9 protein-coding genes are annotated in these 17867 nt (G+C 63.3%); 3 read left to right on the top strand and 6 right to left on the bottom strand.

The window, feature by feature from the left end:
• Positions 1-95 precede the first annotated feature (95 nt).
• The 5 genes from IWY39_RS12265 to IWY39_RS12285 form a co-directional block, all read right to left on the bottom strand.
• Entirely contained in the window at positions 96-1142 is a 1047-nt protein-coding gene (locus tag IWY39_RS12265) for a DUF7146 domain-containing protein (protein ID WP_107123461.1), read from the bottom strand.
• Positions 1142-5479: a strawberry notch family protein gene (locus IWY39_RS12270; RefSeq protein WP_196871551.1), complete on the bottom strand. Its 4338-nt coding sequence runs from the start codon at positions 5477-5479 to the stop codon at positions 1142-1144. Before IWY39_RS12270 ends, IWY39_RS12265 begins: the two co-directional genes overlap by 1 nt.
• A gap of 151 nt (positions 5480-5630) precedes the next feature.
• Complete coding sequence (locus IWY39_RS12275) at positions 5631-6032, bottom strand: hypothetical protein (protein WP_107123459.1); 402 nt, start codon at positions 6030-6032, stop codon at positions 5631-5633.
• Positions 6033-6129: 97 nt separating this feature from the next.
• The gene (locus IWY39_RS12280) at positions 6130-8274 is read right to left on the bottom strand and encodes a ParB/RepB/Spo0J family partition protein (protein ID WP_107123458.1); all 2145 of its coding nucleotides are present in this window, start codon (positions 8272-8274) and stop codon (positions 6130-6132) included.
• Between the two features lie 176 nt (positions 8275-8450).
• Entirely contained in the window at positions 8451-9644 is a 1194-nt protein-coding gene (locus IWY39_RS12285) for a DUF932 domain-containing protein (RefSeq protein WP_107123457.1), read from the bottom strand.
• Positions 9645-9935: 291 nt separating this feature from the next.
• On the opposite strand from IWY39_RS12285, the gene IWY39_RS12290 reads away from it, so the two are divergent.
• Positions 9936-10313, top strand: coding sequence for a helix-turn-helix domain-containing protein (locus tag IWY39_RS12290; protein ID WP_048648545.1), 378 nt, complete (start codon positions 9936-9938; stop codon positions 10311-10313).
• Positions 10313-11545 carry a type II toxin-antitoxin system HipA family toxin gene (locus IWY39_RS12295; protein ID WP_107123456.1) on the top strand — a complete coding sequence of 411 codons (1233 nt, stop codon included), beginning with the start codon at positions 10313-10315 and terminating at the stop codon, positions 11543-11545. The genes IWY39_RS12290 and IWY39_RS12295 overlap by 1 nt, the downstream gene beginning before the upstream one ends.
• 144 nt (positions 11546-11689) lie before the next feature.
• Here the strand turns inward: IWY39_RS12295 and IWY39_RS12300 are convergent, their stop codons facing one another.
• Positions 11690-12694 carry a hypothetical protein gene (locus IWY39_RS12300; RefSeq protein ID WP_107123455.1) on the bottom strand — a complete coding sequence of 335 codons (1005 nt, stop codon included), beginning with the start codon at positions 12692-12694 and terminating at the stop codon, positions 11690-11692.
• A 341-nt stretch (positions 12695-13035) separates the two neighbouring features.
• On the opposite strand from IWY39_RS12300, the gene IWY39_RS12305 reads away from it, so the two are divergent.
• Entirely contained in the window at positions 13036-17865 is a 4830-nt protein-coding gene (locus tag IWY39_RS12305; RefSeq protein ID WP_196871552.1) for a DUF3883 domain-containing protein, read from the top strand.
• The last annotated feature ends 2 nt before the right edge of the window (positions 17866-17867 follow it).

Consider the following 17867-nt stretch of genomic DNA (forward strand, 5'->3'; position numbering starts at 1 on the left):
CCCTCTCGAAGGCCGGGGCGCGGTTCTGTCCGACCTGGGGATCATCCGAGCGATGCCGGCGACGCCGCTCCCGCCGCCTGCATTCTCCTGTCGGCCTATGCCACCAGTGCCATGAAGCGTGCGACGTCCTGGGGCGCGATCTGCACCCGTGCCGCTGCCCGGAGGCTGTCCAGGCCTGCCAGGCGGAGATCCTCGTTGAAGTCGCCCAGGCTCGGAGACACCACGACCGCCTCGATCCCGGCTGCGTTCGCCCGTTCGATCAACGTCGCCATTGCACCGTCGCCTGCCGGATCATTGTCGCGGGCGATGTAGAGCCGGCGCAGCGTGTCGGGGAACAGGATGGCCGAGAGATGTGCTGCCGAGAGCGCCGCCGCCATCGGCATGTTGGGCAATGCCATCCTGAGCGATAGCATCGTCTCGATACCTTCGCCCGCCGCCATCACTTCGCCCGCCACACCGAAGCGAACAGCATGCCCGAGGAGGTCTCCCATCGCCCGTCTCGGCGTGTCGATCGGAGCCTTGTCCGAGCCGTCAGGTGCGAGCCAGGTGCGATGCGCGCCGGTCTGACGCCCGGCGAGATCGGTGACCGATGCGATCATTGCTGGCCAGGTCTCGGTCGGGGAATATTCCTCGGGCCGGTAATAACAGCGGGGGTGGAAGCGCAGGCTTCCGGTTCCGTGCAAATCCGTAATGCCGCGTGTCCGCAGATACGTCTTTACGAGTGTGCCGGAAATCGGCTGCGCCATCGCAAAGAGCCGTCGTGCCGCTTCCGGTGATCCTGATGGCGCCGGTGACTTGCGTTCGCCACCATGCGGACGGTCCGGTTCGGGATGCGGCATCGACAGGAAGGTGCGCGCCTCATCGGCCACGTCCTTGAAATCGACCAGGCCGCAGCTCTCGCGGATGACGTCGAGAAGATCGCCATGCTCGCCGGTCGCGGCGTCGGTCCATTTTCCGGCCGCGCCCTTGCCGATCTCACCGCCCTTTAGCCGCACGAACATTGAGCGGCCGGGCGTGTTGCGCACATCGCCGACCAGCCAATAGCGGCCCTCCCGATGACCGGCAGAGAGGTAGTGGCGGCATACCGCCTCGGCCTGCCGGCCGAGACGGATTGCCAGTTCGGAGGCGTCCTGCCGTGCCATCACGCCGCCTCCCGCTCACTGACGCGCTCGACGGGATAGCGCTCCAGCACCTTGGCCAGGATAGCGGCGCCGGTCGTATCGGTCGGCACGAACATCCGCAGCTTCCACGAGATGATCTCGTGAAACAGGCCATAGGCCCGCAGGCGATCGCGCATGGCGTCGGTGAAGCCCGACAGCTCGATGCGGTTGGCGCCCATGACCCGGACGCGGCGAAGCTGAAGACCCTCGGTCAGATCGAGGATGGTCTTGCCGTCCATCAGCGCCATGAAGGCGTGGTCGGGCGTCAGGGTTGACGTGCCGGTCGCGAGCGCGCCAGCCACCCAAGCCGGGGAGACGCGGCGGCCGACGATGCGCTCGCCGTCATCGGTCTGAAGCCGATACACCCGCGTCGACTCGTTCGGCAGCCGCTTCCAGATCGGCAGCAAGAGCCCGCTGACGACATGGATGGTGCTATCGGCATACTCCGGCACCTCGGCCGCCTCGGCATCCCATGCCGCAATGAAGGCGATCCGCTCCGCCTGCACCCAATGGGTCTCATCCATCATCTTGATGGGGATGTTATGCGCTTCCATCGGCCGGATCAGCCGGACACGCCGTTCGATCTCGCCATCGTCGAGCATGATGCTGGTGGTCGGGACCTGTACGGCGGCGCGGCCCGAACGCTCGTTGACCAGCAGCTTCGCTCCCGGATCATCGAGATGGTCGAGCGCCTCGGCCAGCGTCACGGGACGGTTTCGCTGGCGCTGGGTGATGGTCAGCAGCCGAGCCTCGGCCCCCGTGCCAGGATGGACGTGGATCGTTCGGCGGTCGGTGACGATGAAGCTCTCGGCCTGCAGCGTCTCCAGCCCGACGTCGTAGCTGCCGGAAGCGATGGCGCCTTCGATCTTGGCGTTCAGCAATTGCTCGAAGGCGGTGAACAGCACGCACTGCAGTTCGATGGTGAGCGCCAGCAAGCGGTTGAGGAAGGTGGTGATTGGTGGCAACGCGTCCTTGATGCCGGTGTCGTCCATCAGCTTGAGGCCGGTGGCGTCCTCGAACATCTGGAGGGAGCAGCCTTCCACCTTGCCGCGGACCAGAAGAAGATAGAGCTGGCGCAGCGCGTCGCGGGCATAGTGCGATTCCAGATTGTCCTCGGGCCGGAACAAGCCCTGACCGCCGGTCTGGCGCTGGCCGCGCGTGATCGCGCCTAACGTGTCGAGTCGGCGTGCGATGGTCGAGAGGAAGCGCTTCTCCGCTTTCACGTCGGTTGAGATCGGCCGGAACAGCGGCGGCTGCGCCTGGTTGGTCCGGTTGGTGCGGCCCAGGCCCTGTATGGCGGCGTCGGCCTTCCAGCCCGGCTCCAGCAGATAGTGGACGCGCAGCCGCTGGTTCCGCGCCGACAGGTCGGCGTGGTAGCTGCGCCCGGTGCCGCCGGCGTCGGAGAAGATCAGGATGCGTTTCTGATCGTCCATGAACGCTTGGGTCTCGGCGAGATTGGCCAATCCGGCGCGGTTCTCAACAGTGAGACGGTCAACGCCACCGGGGCTGGTCTTACGGACGATGCGGCGCGACCGTCCCGTCACCTCCGCCACGATGTCGGTGCCGAAACGCTGGACGATCTGATCGAGCGCGCCGGGGACCGGCGGCAGCGAAGCGAGCCTCTCGATCAAACGGTCACGACGGGCAACGGCGTCGCGGCTCTCGACCGGCTGGCCGTCGCGAAACACCGGTCGCGACGACAGGTTGCCCTCGCTGTCGGTGAAGGGCTCATAGAGCTGCACCGGGAAGGAATGGGCGAGATAATCCAGAACGTACTCGCGCGGGGTGATGTCCACCCGGACGTCGTTCCATTCTTCCGTCGCGATCTCCGCGAGCCGGCGTTCCATCAATGCCTCGCCGGTCGAGACGATCTGGATCACGGCGGCATGGCCGTCCGCCAGGTCCTGCTCGATCGAGCGGATAAGCGTCGGCGTCTTCATCGACGTCAGCAGATGGCCGAAAAAGCGCTGCTTGGCGGATTCGAAGGCTGAGCGGGCCGCGGATTTGGCCTGGCGGTTCAACGTGCCCCCACTGCCATCAGGGCCGCCGGTGATGTTGGCGGCCTGCATTGCGGCGTCGAGATTGTTATGGATGACGGCGAAGGCTCCGGCACAGACATCGTAAATGCCGGTCTGCTCAGGAGTTAGCTGGTGCTCGACCAGTTCGTATTCGACGCCGTCATAGGAAAGCGACCGCGCCGTGTAGAGGCCGAGTGAGCGCAGGTCGCGGGCCAGCACTTCCATCGCGGCCACGCCGCCGTCCTCGATCGCTTCGACGAATTCGGCGCGGGTGGAGAACGGAAAGTCCTCGCCGCCCCAGAGACCGAGGCGCTGGGCGTAGGCGAGATTGTGGACGGTGGTCGCGCCGGTCGCCGAGACATAGACGACGCGCGCATTCGGCAGCGCGTGCTGGAGGCGCAGGCCCGCGCGGCCCTGTTGCGAGGCGGCGACGTCGCCGCGTTCGCCCTTGCCGCCGGCGGCATTCTGCATGGCGTGGCTCTCGTCGAAGATGATCACTCCATCGAAGTCGGAGCCCAACCATTCGACGATCTGCTTGACGCGGGAAAGCTTCTCGCCGCGGTCGTCGGACCGTAGCGTGGCATAGGTGGTGAATAGGACGGCTTCCGAGAGCGTGATGTCCTTGCCCTGCGGGAAACGCGACAGCGGCGTGACCAGCAGCCGCTCCATGCCGAGCGCCGACCAGTCGCGTTGCGCATCCTCCAGCAGTTTGTCGGATTTGGAGATCCACACCGCCTTGCGGCGCCCCCGCATCCAGTTGTCGAGGATGATGCCGGCCGACTGGCGACCCTTGCCCGCACCGGTGCCGTCGCCAAGCATGAAGCCCCGGCGGAACCGCACGGCGTTCGGCGCATCTTCGGGTGCGGCCGAGACGACGTCGAAGGTCTCATCGAGCGTCCACGACCCGGCGAGGAAGTCGGAGTGCGCCTCGCCGGCGTAGATGATGGTTTCGAGCTGGGCTTCAGAGAGAAGGCCATCCGAGACGATCTTGGCTGGCAGCCGGGGCCGGTAGCTCGGCCTGGGCGGCGCGACCGAGGCCATGGCGACGGATTGCACAAGCTTAGTCGGATGGGCCTGCGCCCCGGGAATGCGGATCGCCTGCAATCCATATTCTTCATAGATCGCGTCGGTGATCCGGCCGTCTTCGGCGGGTGTCCAGTCCACGGCTTCATAGGCGAGTTCGACGCCTTCGGGCTCGATGGACGCGGGCGTGGCGGGCGCGGCAGTGGTACGGGCGCGGTATCCGCGAACGGTGCGGGACGTCGCGGGGGGCGCCGAGGTTGCCACTGGCGGGAGGTTGGCAGTCGGACGCGGCGGAACCTTCGTCTCTATCCAGCCGAGCAGCGTGTCGACGTCGGGCGCGATGCCGGGCGAAGGGGGAAATGCCGAACGATCCTCGGCCGGCAGCTTGTCGATGACCGTCAGCCGCGTGTCGATGGTCGTGCCGTGCTTGGCATAGACCGAGCCGTCCACGGCTGCGGTGAAGACGATGCGGCCACGCTCCTGAAGCCTGACGAAGGCCGCGGCCCAAGCCGGATGGTCGGGGCTGAAGTTGGCTCCCGTGATCGCCACCAGCCGCCCGCCATCGGCAAGCCGGGCCAGTGCTGAAGCGACATGGCGATAGGCGGCGTCGGCCACACGGCCGGAGACGTTTGCCATGGCCGAGAATGGCGGGTTCATCAGCACGACGGAGGGGACGGCCCCTGGCGCCAGATGATCGTCGATATGGGCGGCGTCGAAGCGCGTGACGGCAATGGCCGGAAACAGTGCAGCGAGCAGATCGGCACGGGTCTCGGCGAGCTCATTGAGGAGGAGCGCTCCGCCGGATATCTCGGCCAGGACGGCGAGCAGGCCCGTGCCAGCCGATGGCTCCAGCACGATGTCGCCTGCGCCAATGGCTGCAGCTGCGACAGCGGCGAGGCCGAGCGGCGCCGGCGTCGAGAATTGCTGGAGCGCCTGCGATTCTTCCGAGCGCCGGGTATGCGTCGGCAGGAGCGTGGCGATTTTCGCAAGAGCGGAAAGACGTGTAGCGGGAGATGCGGCCTTACGGAAAAGCGCCTTTCCGTATTTGCGCAGAAAAAAGATTGTCGCGACCTCGCAGGCCTCATAGGCCGCCTTCCAGTCCCAGGCGCCGCTGGTGTCGGATGCGCCGAAGGCTGTATCCATCGCTGCACGAAGGATCGCGGCGTCGATGCGTTGGCCGCGTTCGAGATGATCGAGAAGCTGTTGAGCCACCGCGAGGATCGGGGCCGCACGGGTGACCGGCGCGGCCGGAGGGGCCACGGGAGATTGAATGTTCATGGGAGGAACCTCGGGAGAGCGAAAGGGACAAGCCCGGCGGCGCTCTCTCTCGACCGCCCGGACTCGACCCGTCCCGGCCGTCCTCTCCCTCTCGTACGCTGACATTAAAAAAGCGCCCGACCGTGAGGCCGGGCGCGCGCATGGTCGGGAATCATCGCACACCTGCCACTGCTAGCCACCGGCCGGTGCTGATCCACTTGATCGTGCGGCCGGTGGAGAGATCGAGCAGATGGGCGCCGCCAGAGAAACCGTCGACGACAGGGTCCGAGGCAATGCCGGCCCACTGAAACCCCCAGGTGCCGGTGAGCGCGAATGTCTCCGCGCAGCGCGTGACGAATGTGATCAGTAACTGCGGATCGGCGGTGCCGGGGTCGCAAAGCCAGAGACGCGTCGTGCCGTACCCGGGCGTCAGCGAGAGCAGGAACGGCTCGGCCGGCGGGTCTTCGCGACCATTCTCGGCCATCAGCGCGGTGTAGATCTCGAAGGCCCGCGCGACATTGGCGAGCGAACCGACGTCGAGTAGGCAGGAGAAGCGGGTGAGAAAATCGGGCATGTCGGGCTCCTGAAACGAAAAGAGCCCGGCGCTGGGCCGGGCTCGGAGTGGTTGGAATTGGAAAATGCGGAGCGGCCGAAGCCGCCCCGCGAGCCGCTCATTCTGCGGCGACGAGGTGACGTTCGTCATCCTCGCCATCGGCCGGCGTTTCCGACTCGTCGTCAGCGCTGAGGAAGTCAGGCAGCTCGGCCCCGTCGGTTTCGCCGTCACCATCCGTGTCCGCTGCGGGATCGCTGTCGACGCCGGCAAGCCGAAGCGGCTCGGGCAGCCAACCGCTATCGGCCAGGAGACGCTCGGCCTCCTTGGCCATGTCGCCCTTTTTCAGATGACCGATAAGCTCGGCCGCCCGTTCGCCGGCGCCTTCGCGGACGGCTTCGAGGATGCGCGGCTTGGTGACACGGTTGAGGTAGTTGCCGAAGGTCGGACGCCAGCCGGCTTCGACCAAGTCGAGCCCGGTCGCCCGCGTCAGCCGGTCGGCCTGCGCGAGCCTCATATCGAGCGTGTGCTGCGACACGCCGCCCGCGCTGTGCGGGTTCGGCCGTTCATAGAGCGCGTTCACGCCATAGCTGACGCAATGCGCCAGCAAAGCCATGCGGCTGGCATCGTCGAGACCAGCGAGCCAATCCCAAAGGGCGTCGTCGTCCTTCGGGATGTCACTGGTCCAGGCGTCGTGACGCTCCTGCACGGCGCGGGCAGAAGGGCTGTCCTTCAGCGCCTCGTCCTGAACGGGGAAGAAGATATGCTTTACCCCTGCCTCCATGGCGCCCGTGTACATGCGGGTCATAAAGCTGTCCGAGACCAGCTTGTGGAGGAGCGCCGTCATGGCGATGTGCGGGTTCTCCGCCACCGCGTTGCGCAGCGCGAGGGTGCGATAGGCGGTCAGCTCGATCACGAGGCGTTCGGGCAGCGGCTTGATGCTGTCGTCCTCATCGTCCTCTTCCGGTTCCACAGACCGGCCGCCGATGGTGATGACGGCGCGCTGCACCGAGGGGCTCGCGGTGCCATCGGATTCGATGTCCGTCTCCGATCCTTCCTCACCATCGGTCCGGACCTGAGGCACATCCTCGGGCCGAACGAAGCCGCGATCGACCGAAAGCGATCCGTCGGCGTCGATGCTGACGAAGACGCCGGCGATGGCGATGTCGGCGGGATCGAATTGCTCGGGGCGATCGTCGAACGCGGCCAGAGCCGTCTCGATCTCGCCCATGCGCTCGTCGACCTCGTCGGGCAGTTCTTCGGCGTCCTGATATTCCGCTTCGAGCCTGGCCTGCTCGGCGGTGAGCGCCTCGATGGTCGCCTGTTCCTCGGCCGACAGATCGACCGGCGTGCCGGAGACTTCGTGAAGGCCGCGTACGGCGTCGTAGGGGAAGCTGACCGCGACCTCGATCCACTTCCAGCCCTCGGCGGCGATCGCCTTGGCCTCGGCCTTCAGCTTCTCGGCGACGAGGCGATCGAGAAGCCCGACGTCCTGCAGCCAACCGCCGTCGTCGGACTGGAACAGGTCGCGCATGACGCTGCCGCCAGCCGCCTCGTAGGCTTCAATGCCGAGGAAGACGGCACGCTTGTCGGACGCACGCACTGTGGTCTCGGTCAGCATGCGCCGGATCTGATAGGGTTCCTTTGACCATGCGTCCTTGATCGCGTCCCAGACCTGGGTCTGACGATCGTGGTCTTCGGAGACCGTGAACGCCATGAGCTGCTCCAGCGTCATGCCGTCGTCGGCATAGACGTCGTGGAGGACGGGCGAGACGGTTGCGAGGCGGAGCCGCTGCTTGACCACGTTGACGGGCACGAAGAACGCCGCGGCGATCTCCTCCTCGGTCATGCCCTTGATCAGCATGTCGTGGAAGGCGCGAAACTGATCGAGAGGATGGAGCGCAGCGCGCTCGATGTTCTCGGCGAGCGACACCTCCTCGGGGAGGATGGCGCCGTCGCGATCGCGGACCACGCAGGGGACGGGCGCGACCTTGGCGAGACGCTTCTGCTTCACCAGCAGTTCGAGCGCGCGGAAGCGGCGGCCGCCGGCAGGCACCTCGAACATACCGGTCTCGTTGCCTTCGGCGTCAACGACGGGGGAGACGCTGAGGCTTTGGATCAGGCCGCGACGAGCGATCGAGGCCGCGAGGTCCTCGATCGAGACGCCGGCCTTGACGCGCCGGACGTTGGACTGGCTGAGCACCAGCTTGTTGAAGGGGATGTCGCGCGAGGACGACAGGATGATCTTCTGAACGGCAGTAGCCATCGGGATTTACTCCGCGACGGGCGGCCGAGAGACTCTCTCTCAACCTCCAACCCGTCACGAAGCGAAGCGCCGCCCTCTTCCTCTAAAGGGGGGCAGCGCCACGAACCAGCGAACCTGAAAGGCACGGAAGCGGAAAGCCGGAGAGGCGGAAAACCGCATCCCCGGCTTCGCGGAAATCAGGCGACGCGATCGAGCAGCTTTTTGGCCTTGCCCTCCATATCTAGGCGGGCGTCCTGATGCCGTTTGTCGCGCGCGACTGCAGTGATGCCCTGCACGAAATCGAAGATGGACTCGGGCGGACGGTCTTCCTCGGCCAGCACCCTGTCGATGATCTTGCCGGTCTCGGCCTTGGAGAAGCCGCGCCGACGCAGGAAGTCGGTGCGGTCCTCGTCTGTTCTGGCGACGATCCGCTCGCGCGCCGCCTTGATGCCGTTGACGAATGGCAGGGGCGAGGAGTTCGCGAAGTTCAACAGCGCCGGGGCCGCCTCGTGCGCGAAGCGGTTGGCCGCATATTTGGAGTGGCGGATGGTGATTTGCTCGAAATCCTCCACACCCCACAAATTGCGGTTCTGGCAGACCGCCCGCAGATAGAAGCTCGCCATGCCGAGTGTCTTGGCGCCGACCTCGGAATTCCAGCAATAGAAGCCCCGGAAATAGAGGTCGGGCGATCCGTCTGGCAGTCGGCCGGCCTCAATCGGATTCAGGTCGTCGACCAGGAACAGGAAGACGTCGCGGTCGGAGGCATAGAGCGTGGTCGTATCCTTGGTGATGTCGACGCGCGGATTGTAGATCCCGGTCGACCAGTCGAGCACGCCCGGCACCTTCCACCGGGTGTCGCCCGTGCCGTTGCCGGCAATGCGCTGCACCGCCTCGACCAGTTCATGATCGTAGATGCGGCCATAGTCCGGGCCAGTGACGGCACGCAGTTCGACACGGCCAGTATCGGTTTCGAGCGTCTTGATCTGCTCGGCCCGATTGGAGGTCAGGCCGTATTGCAGGTTGATGGCGGCAAGTGCGGCTGGGAGCTGCCTGAGATAGGCGGCGGGCGCTCCGACCAGGCTGGCGAGCTGTCCAAAGGACCAGTGCGTTGGCGCGGTGGCCGTGTCGGTGCCCGGCAGGATCAGCGCTAGCCGTTCCGGGTCGTTGCGGTTCGCCTCGACGTGGATGAGCGCACTCTCCACCACGCGGGTCCGGCTGCGATCGGAGCGATCGCGCACCGATCGCGCCAACTCGGACAGCGACAGGTAGCGCTCGTCGGCTGGGCGCGAGAACCATTCGGACGAGACGCGGCCGATCCGCTCGCCACGGCTGACATCCACCTTGTAACCGCCGCTCGTGTCACGGCGCGCATCGAGTACTTGCATGTTCATGGGACCAATCTCCACGACTGGCGCGGGAGCCTCTCTCCCAGCTATTCACCCGTCACAGAAACCGATCCGCCCTCTCACTCTGGGGGCGTTGCGGGGATCTCCCAGCTCGAAGGGGTCGGCCGAGACCCAAGGCTCGGACGCAGGGGAAGGCCTTCCCCACCTTCTGGCCGCAGATGTCGAACCGAAACGATGCCGCTGCTGGGGGAAACTGGCTAGAAATCTTGACCAAAGGCGTAATCAGTCATATATGATCGATTAATGGCGACATTCTATCAAATATGGATGATTGATATGGGTTCCCCTAAGGCGAAACCAGCACTGGAACGGCTGGGCCAGGATATTCGCAACGCGCGTCTGCGGCGTGGCATCGCTGTGGCGGATCTCGCCGTGCGTGCGGGAACCTCGCCAAGCTCCATCGCCCGTCTTGAACGGGGTGATCCAGGCGTTGCCATCGGAACGCTTGCCGACGTTCTCGTTGTGCTCGGTCTTCTGGAGCGGCTCGCTGACCTGGTCGATATCCGTAAGGACGATCTGGGGTTGGCGCTGGCAGCGGAGCACGGACCGCGCAGGGGCCGCTCCTTCGCGGCAAGGCTGAAAAAGCAGAAGGCTCAGACGGAGGAGACGCAGGATCGGCAGGACGTTGTGGACCCTGACGGGGCCTCCTTCTGATGGCCGATTTTGTCGCCCATGTCGCGCTTGGCGAAGGCCGGACATCGGTGGGCCAGTTGCGTTTCACCCATACCGGGCCACGGCAATTCTCGACTTTCGCTTATGGTGCCGAATGGATCGAAAACCCGCGCGCCTTCGCCATACAGCCCGATTTCCCTCTTGAGGCCGGCCCATTCCACACTTCGGGTCAGCCCGGCAACATGCGCGACGCATTGGCGGGCGTTTTTGCGGATGCGGCTCCGGACAGTTGGGGACGCAGGCTGCTCGAACGCGCCTATGGCAATGGTCTCAACGAATTCGAGTATCTGACGCTTTCCGACGATGCCTGCCGGCAAGGTGCATTGCGCTTTCTGGATGACAAGGGCGAGGTCATTCGCGGCAAGGCAGCGGACGCCGTTCCGCGTCTGGTCGATCTCGAAACCATCACGGCGATTGCGCGAGCCTATGAGCAAGGCAAGGAAATCTCGCCCGAGGAGATGCAGGCGCTGGCCGGTGCCGGTGGCTCCGGCGGCGCTCGCCCCAAAGCCAATGTCAAGGACGGCGACGCGCTGTGGCTGGCTAAGTTCACCTCGGTCCACGATCAACAGCCGATCGAGCGCGTCGAGGTCGCGACGCTGCGCTTGGCGGCAGCCTGCGGTATCCGCACGCCCGAGGCGCGGTTGGAACTGGCGGACACGCCGTTTCCAGTTGCACTGATCCAGCGGTTCGACCGACGCGGGGCCGCTCGGATCCCTTACATCTCCGCGCGCACCGCGCTCGGCAAGACAGGGGCGGAGCTGGGTTCCTATACTGAGATCGTCGATTTTATGCGGGCTTACTCACCCAATCCCGTGGCCGATTTCCGCGAACTCTACCGGCGTCTGATCTTCACTATCCTCGTGTCCAACAAAGACGATCACCTGAAGAACCACGGCTTCCTCTATGTGGGGGCGGGTCAGTGGCGCTTGTCGCCGGTGTTCGACGTGAACCCAGCACCGGATCGCAACCCCCATCTCGAGACGGCGATCCTTGAGGGCGGCGCCCATGATCGGTCGATCATCCTCGCACTGGAAGCCTGCGCGTTTTTCGAGATCCCCGAGGCCGAGGCACGGGAGATGATCCGGACAATGGCGCAGCGCGTTTCGGACGGATGGCGGGAGGCCTTCAGACAGGTTGGCGTCTCTGGCGCGTCGGCGCGCGACTATGAGGCTGCTTTCGTCGGTGATGAGATGCAAATGGCGCGCAGTCTTTAAGTCATATTTGACAAACTATCGACGATTATCGGTCAAATATGATTTTTTCCGATCACCGATCCGCCTTATAAATAACGTCGCGCCGCTTAGATGGTTACGGGGACGAACCCGAGAACCATGAAGCGGGGCACCGTAATCAAGGCTTCAAAAACGCATGCGTTGATATCGCCATGGTTCTATCGGCCGCCCATGGCGGTCGGCCTTCTTCCGAACGATATCCGCCGAAAGGACATCGTCGATCCGCGCGCGTGCTGCCTCCTCTTTCAAGCCCAACGCCTGCCGTTTTTCAAAGTCGTGCTCCCACAACAGCGCCTCCTGCCATTCGAGGACCGCGGCTCTTTCGGCGAGAACTTTGGGATGCGTGTGCAGCCAGCGTACAAAGGCGACAGCATCCGGTGTTCGCTGCCATAGGTCGCCGCACTGGTTCAGATAGTCGCGAGCCGTCTCCGGTTCGGCAAAGTTCGAGCCGTGCCAGATCGCAAGCGCCGCCGGCTCGGGGTTCCCGGACAACATCTCGGCGATATAGCCGTTCGCGACAAAACCATGGCGTAACCTAGTCGCGGCAGAGATGGGGTCACCGGCCTTCAGGTGCAGCAGGGCATGCTCATAGTGATAAGGCGGGTAGTGTGGGGCTTCATCCGTGAAAAAGCGCTCGGCCTTTGCCGTTTCACCGGCGCGTAGATATTCCGGACCAATCAGGTAGCGGATGCCCTGATTGTCGTTCGGATTCCAGGCAAGCATCCTCTCCATCAGCCGTAGAGCATCCTTGCGCTGGCCAAGCCGGAGCTGCGAAAGGACAACGCCATGCGCCGCGCGCAGAAAGGGGCGATTTTCCAGGAAGCCCCATTCGATCGAACCGGCGTAGCTGGCGGGGATCGCGCGCTCACCGACGTCCAGACCATGAAGACAGGCTTGCAGTGCGAGCTTGGGCTTGCCTTCTTCCATGAGTGCATTGCCCAAGTGGGCATAGCCATCGATGAAGTGGGGGTGACGATCGACCAGCGCCTTCAGCGTCTTGAGGTACTTTGCAGGCGCGAGCGTCCCGCCGTCGCGCTGATCAAGCGCGTCATCCAGTTCCTCGACGATCTGTTCATAACCATCGCCATGACGGAAAACACCGCCGTCATCGAAGATTTCGAGTGTCAGCAAGCCCTGCCTCCTGTCCTATCCTTTTTGTGGATGTGTTGCGAGCGTTTCAATGGCCACCACCGCGGCTTCTGTAGACATCGGTGAGGACTTCCTGAGAACGGATATTATATATGACCGCGCGGAGCGCGCGTTGGACTGTTTCGATGTTCGCGTTCAACCCTCCTATATTCCGCCATCCGCCGCCGCATGATACCGCTTTCTATTCAACATCCGTAGCGTTTACGCGGGCGAAAGTGGTAAGACGCTAACGCGCTGACGCGCAAATTCCGTCACTCGAGTCTCAGCGTTGCTGGCGGTAAGGATGTTGTCGTTTGTTACGACACCTTGTCGGGGGAGTGTGAATGCTGAACTTGGAAGAGGCGTCGCCCATTACCCTCAATTATGAGGCGGATCTTCTGGGTAACATCCAGCAAGCTTTGGCTGGCCTTCAGGGCTTCGGCGTTATGGCGCTCGAACTCATCCAGAATGCGGACGATGCGGGAGCGGAGAACCTTGTCTTCGACGTGACAGAAGCTGGCCTGTTCGTCCGGAACGACGCGGAATTTTCAACCTGCGGCCTTCACGAAATTCGCTGCCCATGGGAGCAGGGAGGCGGTCCTGATGGCCACAACCGAGCGTGCAACTTCCATGCGATCTCACGCATGGGGAGCCGAAACAAGATCCGCGTCGCCTCTCAGATCGGTCGTTTCGGGATCGGTTTCGTTTCCGTCTATCAGGTCACCGATACTCCCATTGTGCGCTCGACAGGCATCGAGATGCAGTTGATCCCGATCGATGGCTCAGGTGAGACGAAGGTGGTTCCACGCAGCGGAGGAACCGAGTTCGAATTGCCGTGGGCCGCTCTGGCCTCCGACACTCGCAAGGGCCTTAATGCGTCCCCGACACCGCCTGATGTCGTTCGCCTCGTGGTCGACGCGATCGCAGATGTCATGGCACAGGGGCTCTTCTTCCTTCGCAACCTGCGGACGATCGAACTCTTTAAGAACGGGATTCTCGTGCGCTCTGTATCCATCGCCCGGGATGGAAGCGTGGTTGGTCTCGAGATCAAACCGGAGGGCAGGCACGAGAAATGGAAAATCCTGACACGGGACGCCTCCGACCTTGCGGTCGAGCGGAGAATTTTCGAGGACTTTCCCACTCTGGTCGAGTTGGATCGTTCGCCGATTGTGAGTATCGCCCTGCCGGTCCACGAGGAATCGGTTAGTGGCCTCCTCTACGCCTATCTGCCGACCGAGCAGGCGTCCGGCATGCCGCTGCACATCAATGCTGATTTCTTTCCGCATCCCACGCGGCGCACGATCACGCTTACCGGAGAGCAGCACGAGCGGTACTGGAACGAACTACTTCTAGATGCGGCCGCCAAGGCGATAGCGGAGAGCTTCGAGGAGATGCGGGATCTCATCGGCCCGCGCCGGCTATGGTCCTTGGTAGGCGCCGCGTTCGCCCTGAAAGACAAGGCCTCGTTCCAATCCTTCTGGCTGGAGATACAGGTCGTCGCGAAAGCATCGCGTAGCGTGCTGACGGTGGACGAACAGATGGCGCGACCAAGCGACTGCCATCTCCCTGAGCAGCTTTCTGCCGAGGCTCAGGCCGCCCTCGCTTCAATTGAACTGAAACTCCTCCATGCAGACCTTCGCCCTTATTGGTCGGTTTTCCAGGCCCTCGCTGCGTCACCCTTGCGTCTGCCAGCTCTGGTCGCCGCGCTTGAAGTCACGGAAATCACCGCAGAAGCTGCCAATCTGCAGGACCTATGGGCGGCTGTTGATGCGATCTTGACGCAATCGAAGGCTCGCCAGGATCTTCCTGCGCTGGTTAACCGGTTGAAGGCCGTCAAGTTCATTCTGGACTATGATGGCGCGCCGGCGTCGATCGACGACCTCTACCGCCCGCCTATGGGGATCGCCACCGAGCGGATTCATCGTTTCCTGCCGGGAACGCCTATGGTTCAGCGCGAGGTTCTCGCGTTCGAGGCGCTCGCAGGGTTGATCGACGTATATCGCTTCGACGAGTTTGCTCGGGACCTTGCAGCTACGATCCCTGATAAAGAAAGGGCGAGCGCGGTGATCGGTCTCGGCGGTGAAGGTCAACGCGAACTCTACAATCTTCTGCCCGCGTTCGTACCCGATGGAGTCACCGCAGCGTCCTGCGCCAAGCTGGCAAACACCCCCTTTCTGCGGACAGGTTCGGGGTTCGTCGAGCCTTCGCGCGGCCAACTGCCGGGCGGATTCGAAGATCCGGTCGGTTATTTCGAACTTGTCGACACAAGTTTGATGTCGGACAGCGTACAGGCCTTTGCGCGGGACTGGCTGCGCGTCGACGTGCTCACCTTCCAGGCATATGTTGACGATCATCTCGAGGACATCCTCAAGGGTGATCCGACTCGGGAACAATATGTTGCGCTGCTGAATGAGATTCTGAAGCATCGCGCTGAACTGGACGCGGGAGGTGGCCTGCGGTCGCTAGCGGGCCTGCCCTTTGTCCGTACTCGGTCCGGGACCTATGTCCGACCCACTGAGTGTTATTTCTGGTCGCCGCAGATCGACGCGCTGCTCGGCGGCGAGAAGCGATTTTTCGTAGATGAGAACTGGATGCCAGCGGGACAGGCCGCAGCGCGGTTCCAGGACGTTCTGGAAGGCCCGCTCGGCATGCGCCGCACGGTGTCCATCGAGCATCTAGTCTCGCGCATCGATGCGATAGCCGCCACCGGCACCATCGATCAAATTGCAGACCAGACGCAGCCGATCGTCCGCCACATTCTGGAGCGCTTTGCCCGCCTGACTGGTGAAGAGCGAACCGCGCTCGAACGGCTGAGGTCGATCTCCTGGCTGCCTGCGGCTATCAGCGGAGAGCGGATCGAGGGAAAGCGGTTTGGCCCCACGGGCCTTTATCGATCATTCCGCGCCGCAGGCTACGCTTCGCAGGTGAATGTTGTCGATCTACCGATCCTACGGGGCGGCGGGCAAGCTAGTCGTTCGCTTGTCGACTTCCTCGACTTCCTCGGAATGAAGGCCGAGCCTCCGACGGAGGCAGTCGTGGCACACCTCGAACACTGCATGGCGAGCGGCGCTCCCGCCTCGGACGTCGTCTACGGCATGCTGAGCGAACGCCTCGGTGGAGAAGATGCAGCATCCATAGACAGGCTCTCCGGAACCGCGTGTATCTACGATCCAGAGCTGGATGAATATCTCCGAGCGGATCAGATCTTTTGGGAGCCAACCTATTTTCGGGGATACTGGCATGCACCGAGCCCAAGGATGCGACTGCGCGAGACGCTGTTTCGCCATCTCGGTGTCGAAGACGTTCCCACAGCTTCAAACTATGTCGCACTCCTGAAGGGTATCGCGGCGAAGGCGAGTATCACCGAGCTTGACGAGGAGGTGCATCGGCGGTGCCTCGCTTGGCTCGCTGACGCGCTCGAGCGCGAGGACCAGGGCGCGCTCGCCGAGCTTCAGGCAGTCGGGGAAGACCCTGTCCTTCTCAATCTCTCTGGCGCGACGATATGGGCTGACGAGGCCACTTGGTTGGATTCGCCGATCCTTGTTGAACCTTTCGCGGGTGCCCTCGATGACAGGCTCGTGTCGCCGCCTGCGGTATCGCGGGTCGCGGCAACGCGGCTCTACAAGGAACTCGGTGTCGCCAGGTTTTCGGAGATCGCGCGGCTCAGATTGGCTGAGGTTCCCGCGGGTATTGCTGCCCCGGAGGCCACTGCGCGCCTGCAAACGCGCGGCGATCTCCTGCTGTGGCTAGCACCCAGTGTGGAGTTTCACGATCGGTTGCGGAGCATCTTGAGCCGCATTGAGGTACAGATGGTCGAGCGGTTGCAGGTCAATGTCGAGATTGTCGAGTTTGACCCCCCGGTCCGCTCTCCAGTGAGTCAGGCCGATGCCTATTTCGACATAGGGGCCTCGCTTCTCTATGTCCGGGCTACGCCGGGAGAGAGTTTTGACTGGTCCGCTGCCTTCAAGGCGATTTTCGCACCGTTAGAGCAGCTCACCATCGGAGTGGATCTGCCGCCGGTAATTATGACGGCTGCCTATATTGTGACCATGCCGACTAGGGTCGACGCCGAACGGGCGCTCAAGAATGCGAACTACCATCCACCTGAGGCGCCTTACGAGGATCTGCCCGAGACTGAGGATCTGCACGATACCAAAGACGAAGACGTCCCTGAGACGGTCGCGGGCGATGAGGAGGGGTCGATCGGCGGAGATGTCACAAACGAAGAAGCGATCAACGAGGGCTTGGCCGGTAATGATCACGACGATGCCTCTGACGATCTATCTCCAGAGAGCGACGAGGCCGAGACCGCCGTTGAAGAAGTCGACAGCGGCGATATCGATGCGACCGGTAGTAAGACTACTGCGGATGAACAATCAGATGAAGGCGAAGGAAGTGAAGCCGAAGACGCTCCGTTCTCATCCAAAGCCGACAGCGGCAAGTTCGGAGCTGAAACGGGCGAATCCACCGGAGGTGGAACATCCGGCGGCGGTGGCTGGGGATCGAGATCGCACAGCCGGCCAGGGCCTTCAAGGGCCGAACGCCAGGAGCGACGGTCTCGCCTGCTTTCCTATGCGAACGCCACGCCCCGAGAGGGGGCATCCGGTGATCAGTATACGGCAGGCGAGGATATCGGCTCGCTGATCGATGTCGCGGCGATCGAAGCGGTCCTCAAATATGAGAGGCGAGCTGGGCGCGATCCTATTGAGCAGCCACATAATAATCCGGGCTTCGACATCGTGTCGGCTGTCGCGGACGGTATGCCGCGTCGCCTAATCGAAGTGAAGGGCCTTGAGGGCGAATGGACGGAGCGAGGCGTGAAGCTATCGCACGTACAGTTCGCGACGGCCCAGACCTATCCGGGCGAATATTGGCTTTACGTGGTCGAGCATGCTCGCGATCTGAAAAACCAGCGGGTCAGCGCGATCGCCAACCCGTTCTCAAAGGTCGTAGAATACTGGTTCGACCATGGATGGAAGGGCGTGATCGAAGAGGTCGGGGCGGCCGCAGACATCAATCTGGAGGTGGGCGTTAAGCTGAAGCATGCCATGTGGGGCATCGGCACTATCGAGCAGGTCAATCGTCGCGGGATTGCGATCTCACTCTTGATGAATTTCGGTGATGAGGGGCGCAAGCTGATCCCGTTCAATTCCAGCTTAGAATTCGTGGACTGACG

This window comes from Sphingobium sp. JAI105 (assembly GCF_015752145.1).
Lineage (GTDB): Bacteria > Pseudomonadota > Alphaproteobacteria > Sphingomonadales > Sphingomonadaceae > Sphingobium > Sphingobium xenophagum.

Excerpts from the sequence above, each read along its gene's own strand:
- IWY39_RS12280 (WP_107123458.1), bottom strand. The coding sequence starts at position 8,274 with ATGGCTACTGCCGTTCAGAAGATCATCCTGTCGTCCTCGCGCGACATC.
- IWY39_RS12275 (WP_107123459.1), bottom strand. The coding sequence starts at position 6,032 with ATGCCCGATTTTCTCACCCGCTTCTCCTGCCTACTCGACGTCGGTTCG.
- IWY39_RS12295 (WP_107123456.1), top strand. The coding sequence starts at position 10,313 with ATGGCCGATTTTGTCGCCCATGTCGCGCTTGGCGAAGGCCGGACATCG.
- IWY39_RS12270 (WP_196871551.1), bottom strand. The coding sequence starts at position 5,479 with ATGAACATTCAATCTCCCGTGGCCCCTCCGGCCGCGCCGGTCACCCGT.
- IWY39_RS12285 (WP_107123457.1), bottom strand. The coding sequence starts at position 9,644 with ATGAACATGCAAGTACTCGATGCGCGCCGTGACACGAGCGGCGGTTAC.
- IWY39_RS12265 (WP_107123461.1), bottom strand. The coding sequence starts at position 1,142 with ATGGCACGGCAGGACGCCTCCGAACTGGCAATCCGTCTCGGCCGGCAG.
- IWY39_RS12305 (WP_196871552.1), top strand. The coding sequence starts at position 13,036 with ATGCTGAACTTGGAAGAGGCGTCGCCCATTACCCTCAATTATGAGGCG.
- IWY39_RS12290 (WP_048648545.1), top strand. The coding sequence starts at position 9,936 with ATGGGTTCCCCTAAGGCGAAACCAGCACTGGAACGGCTGGGCCAGGAT.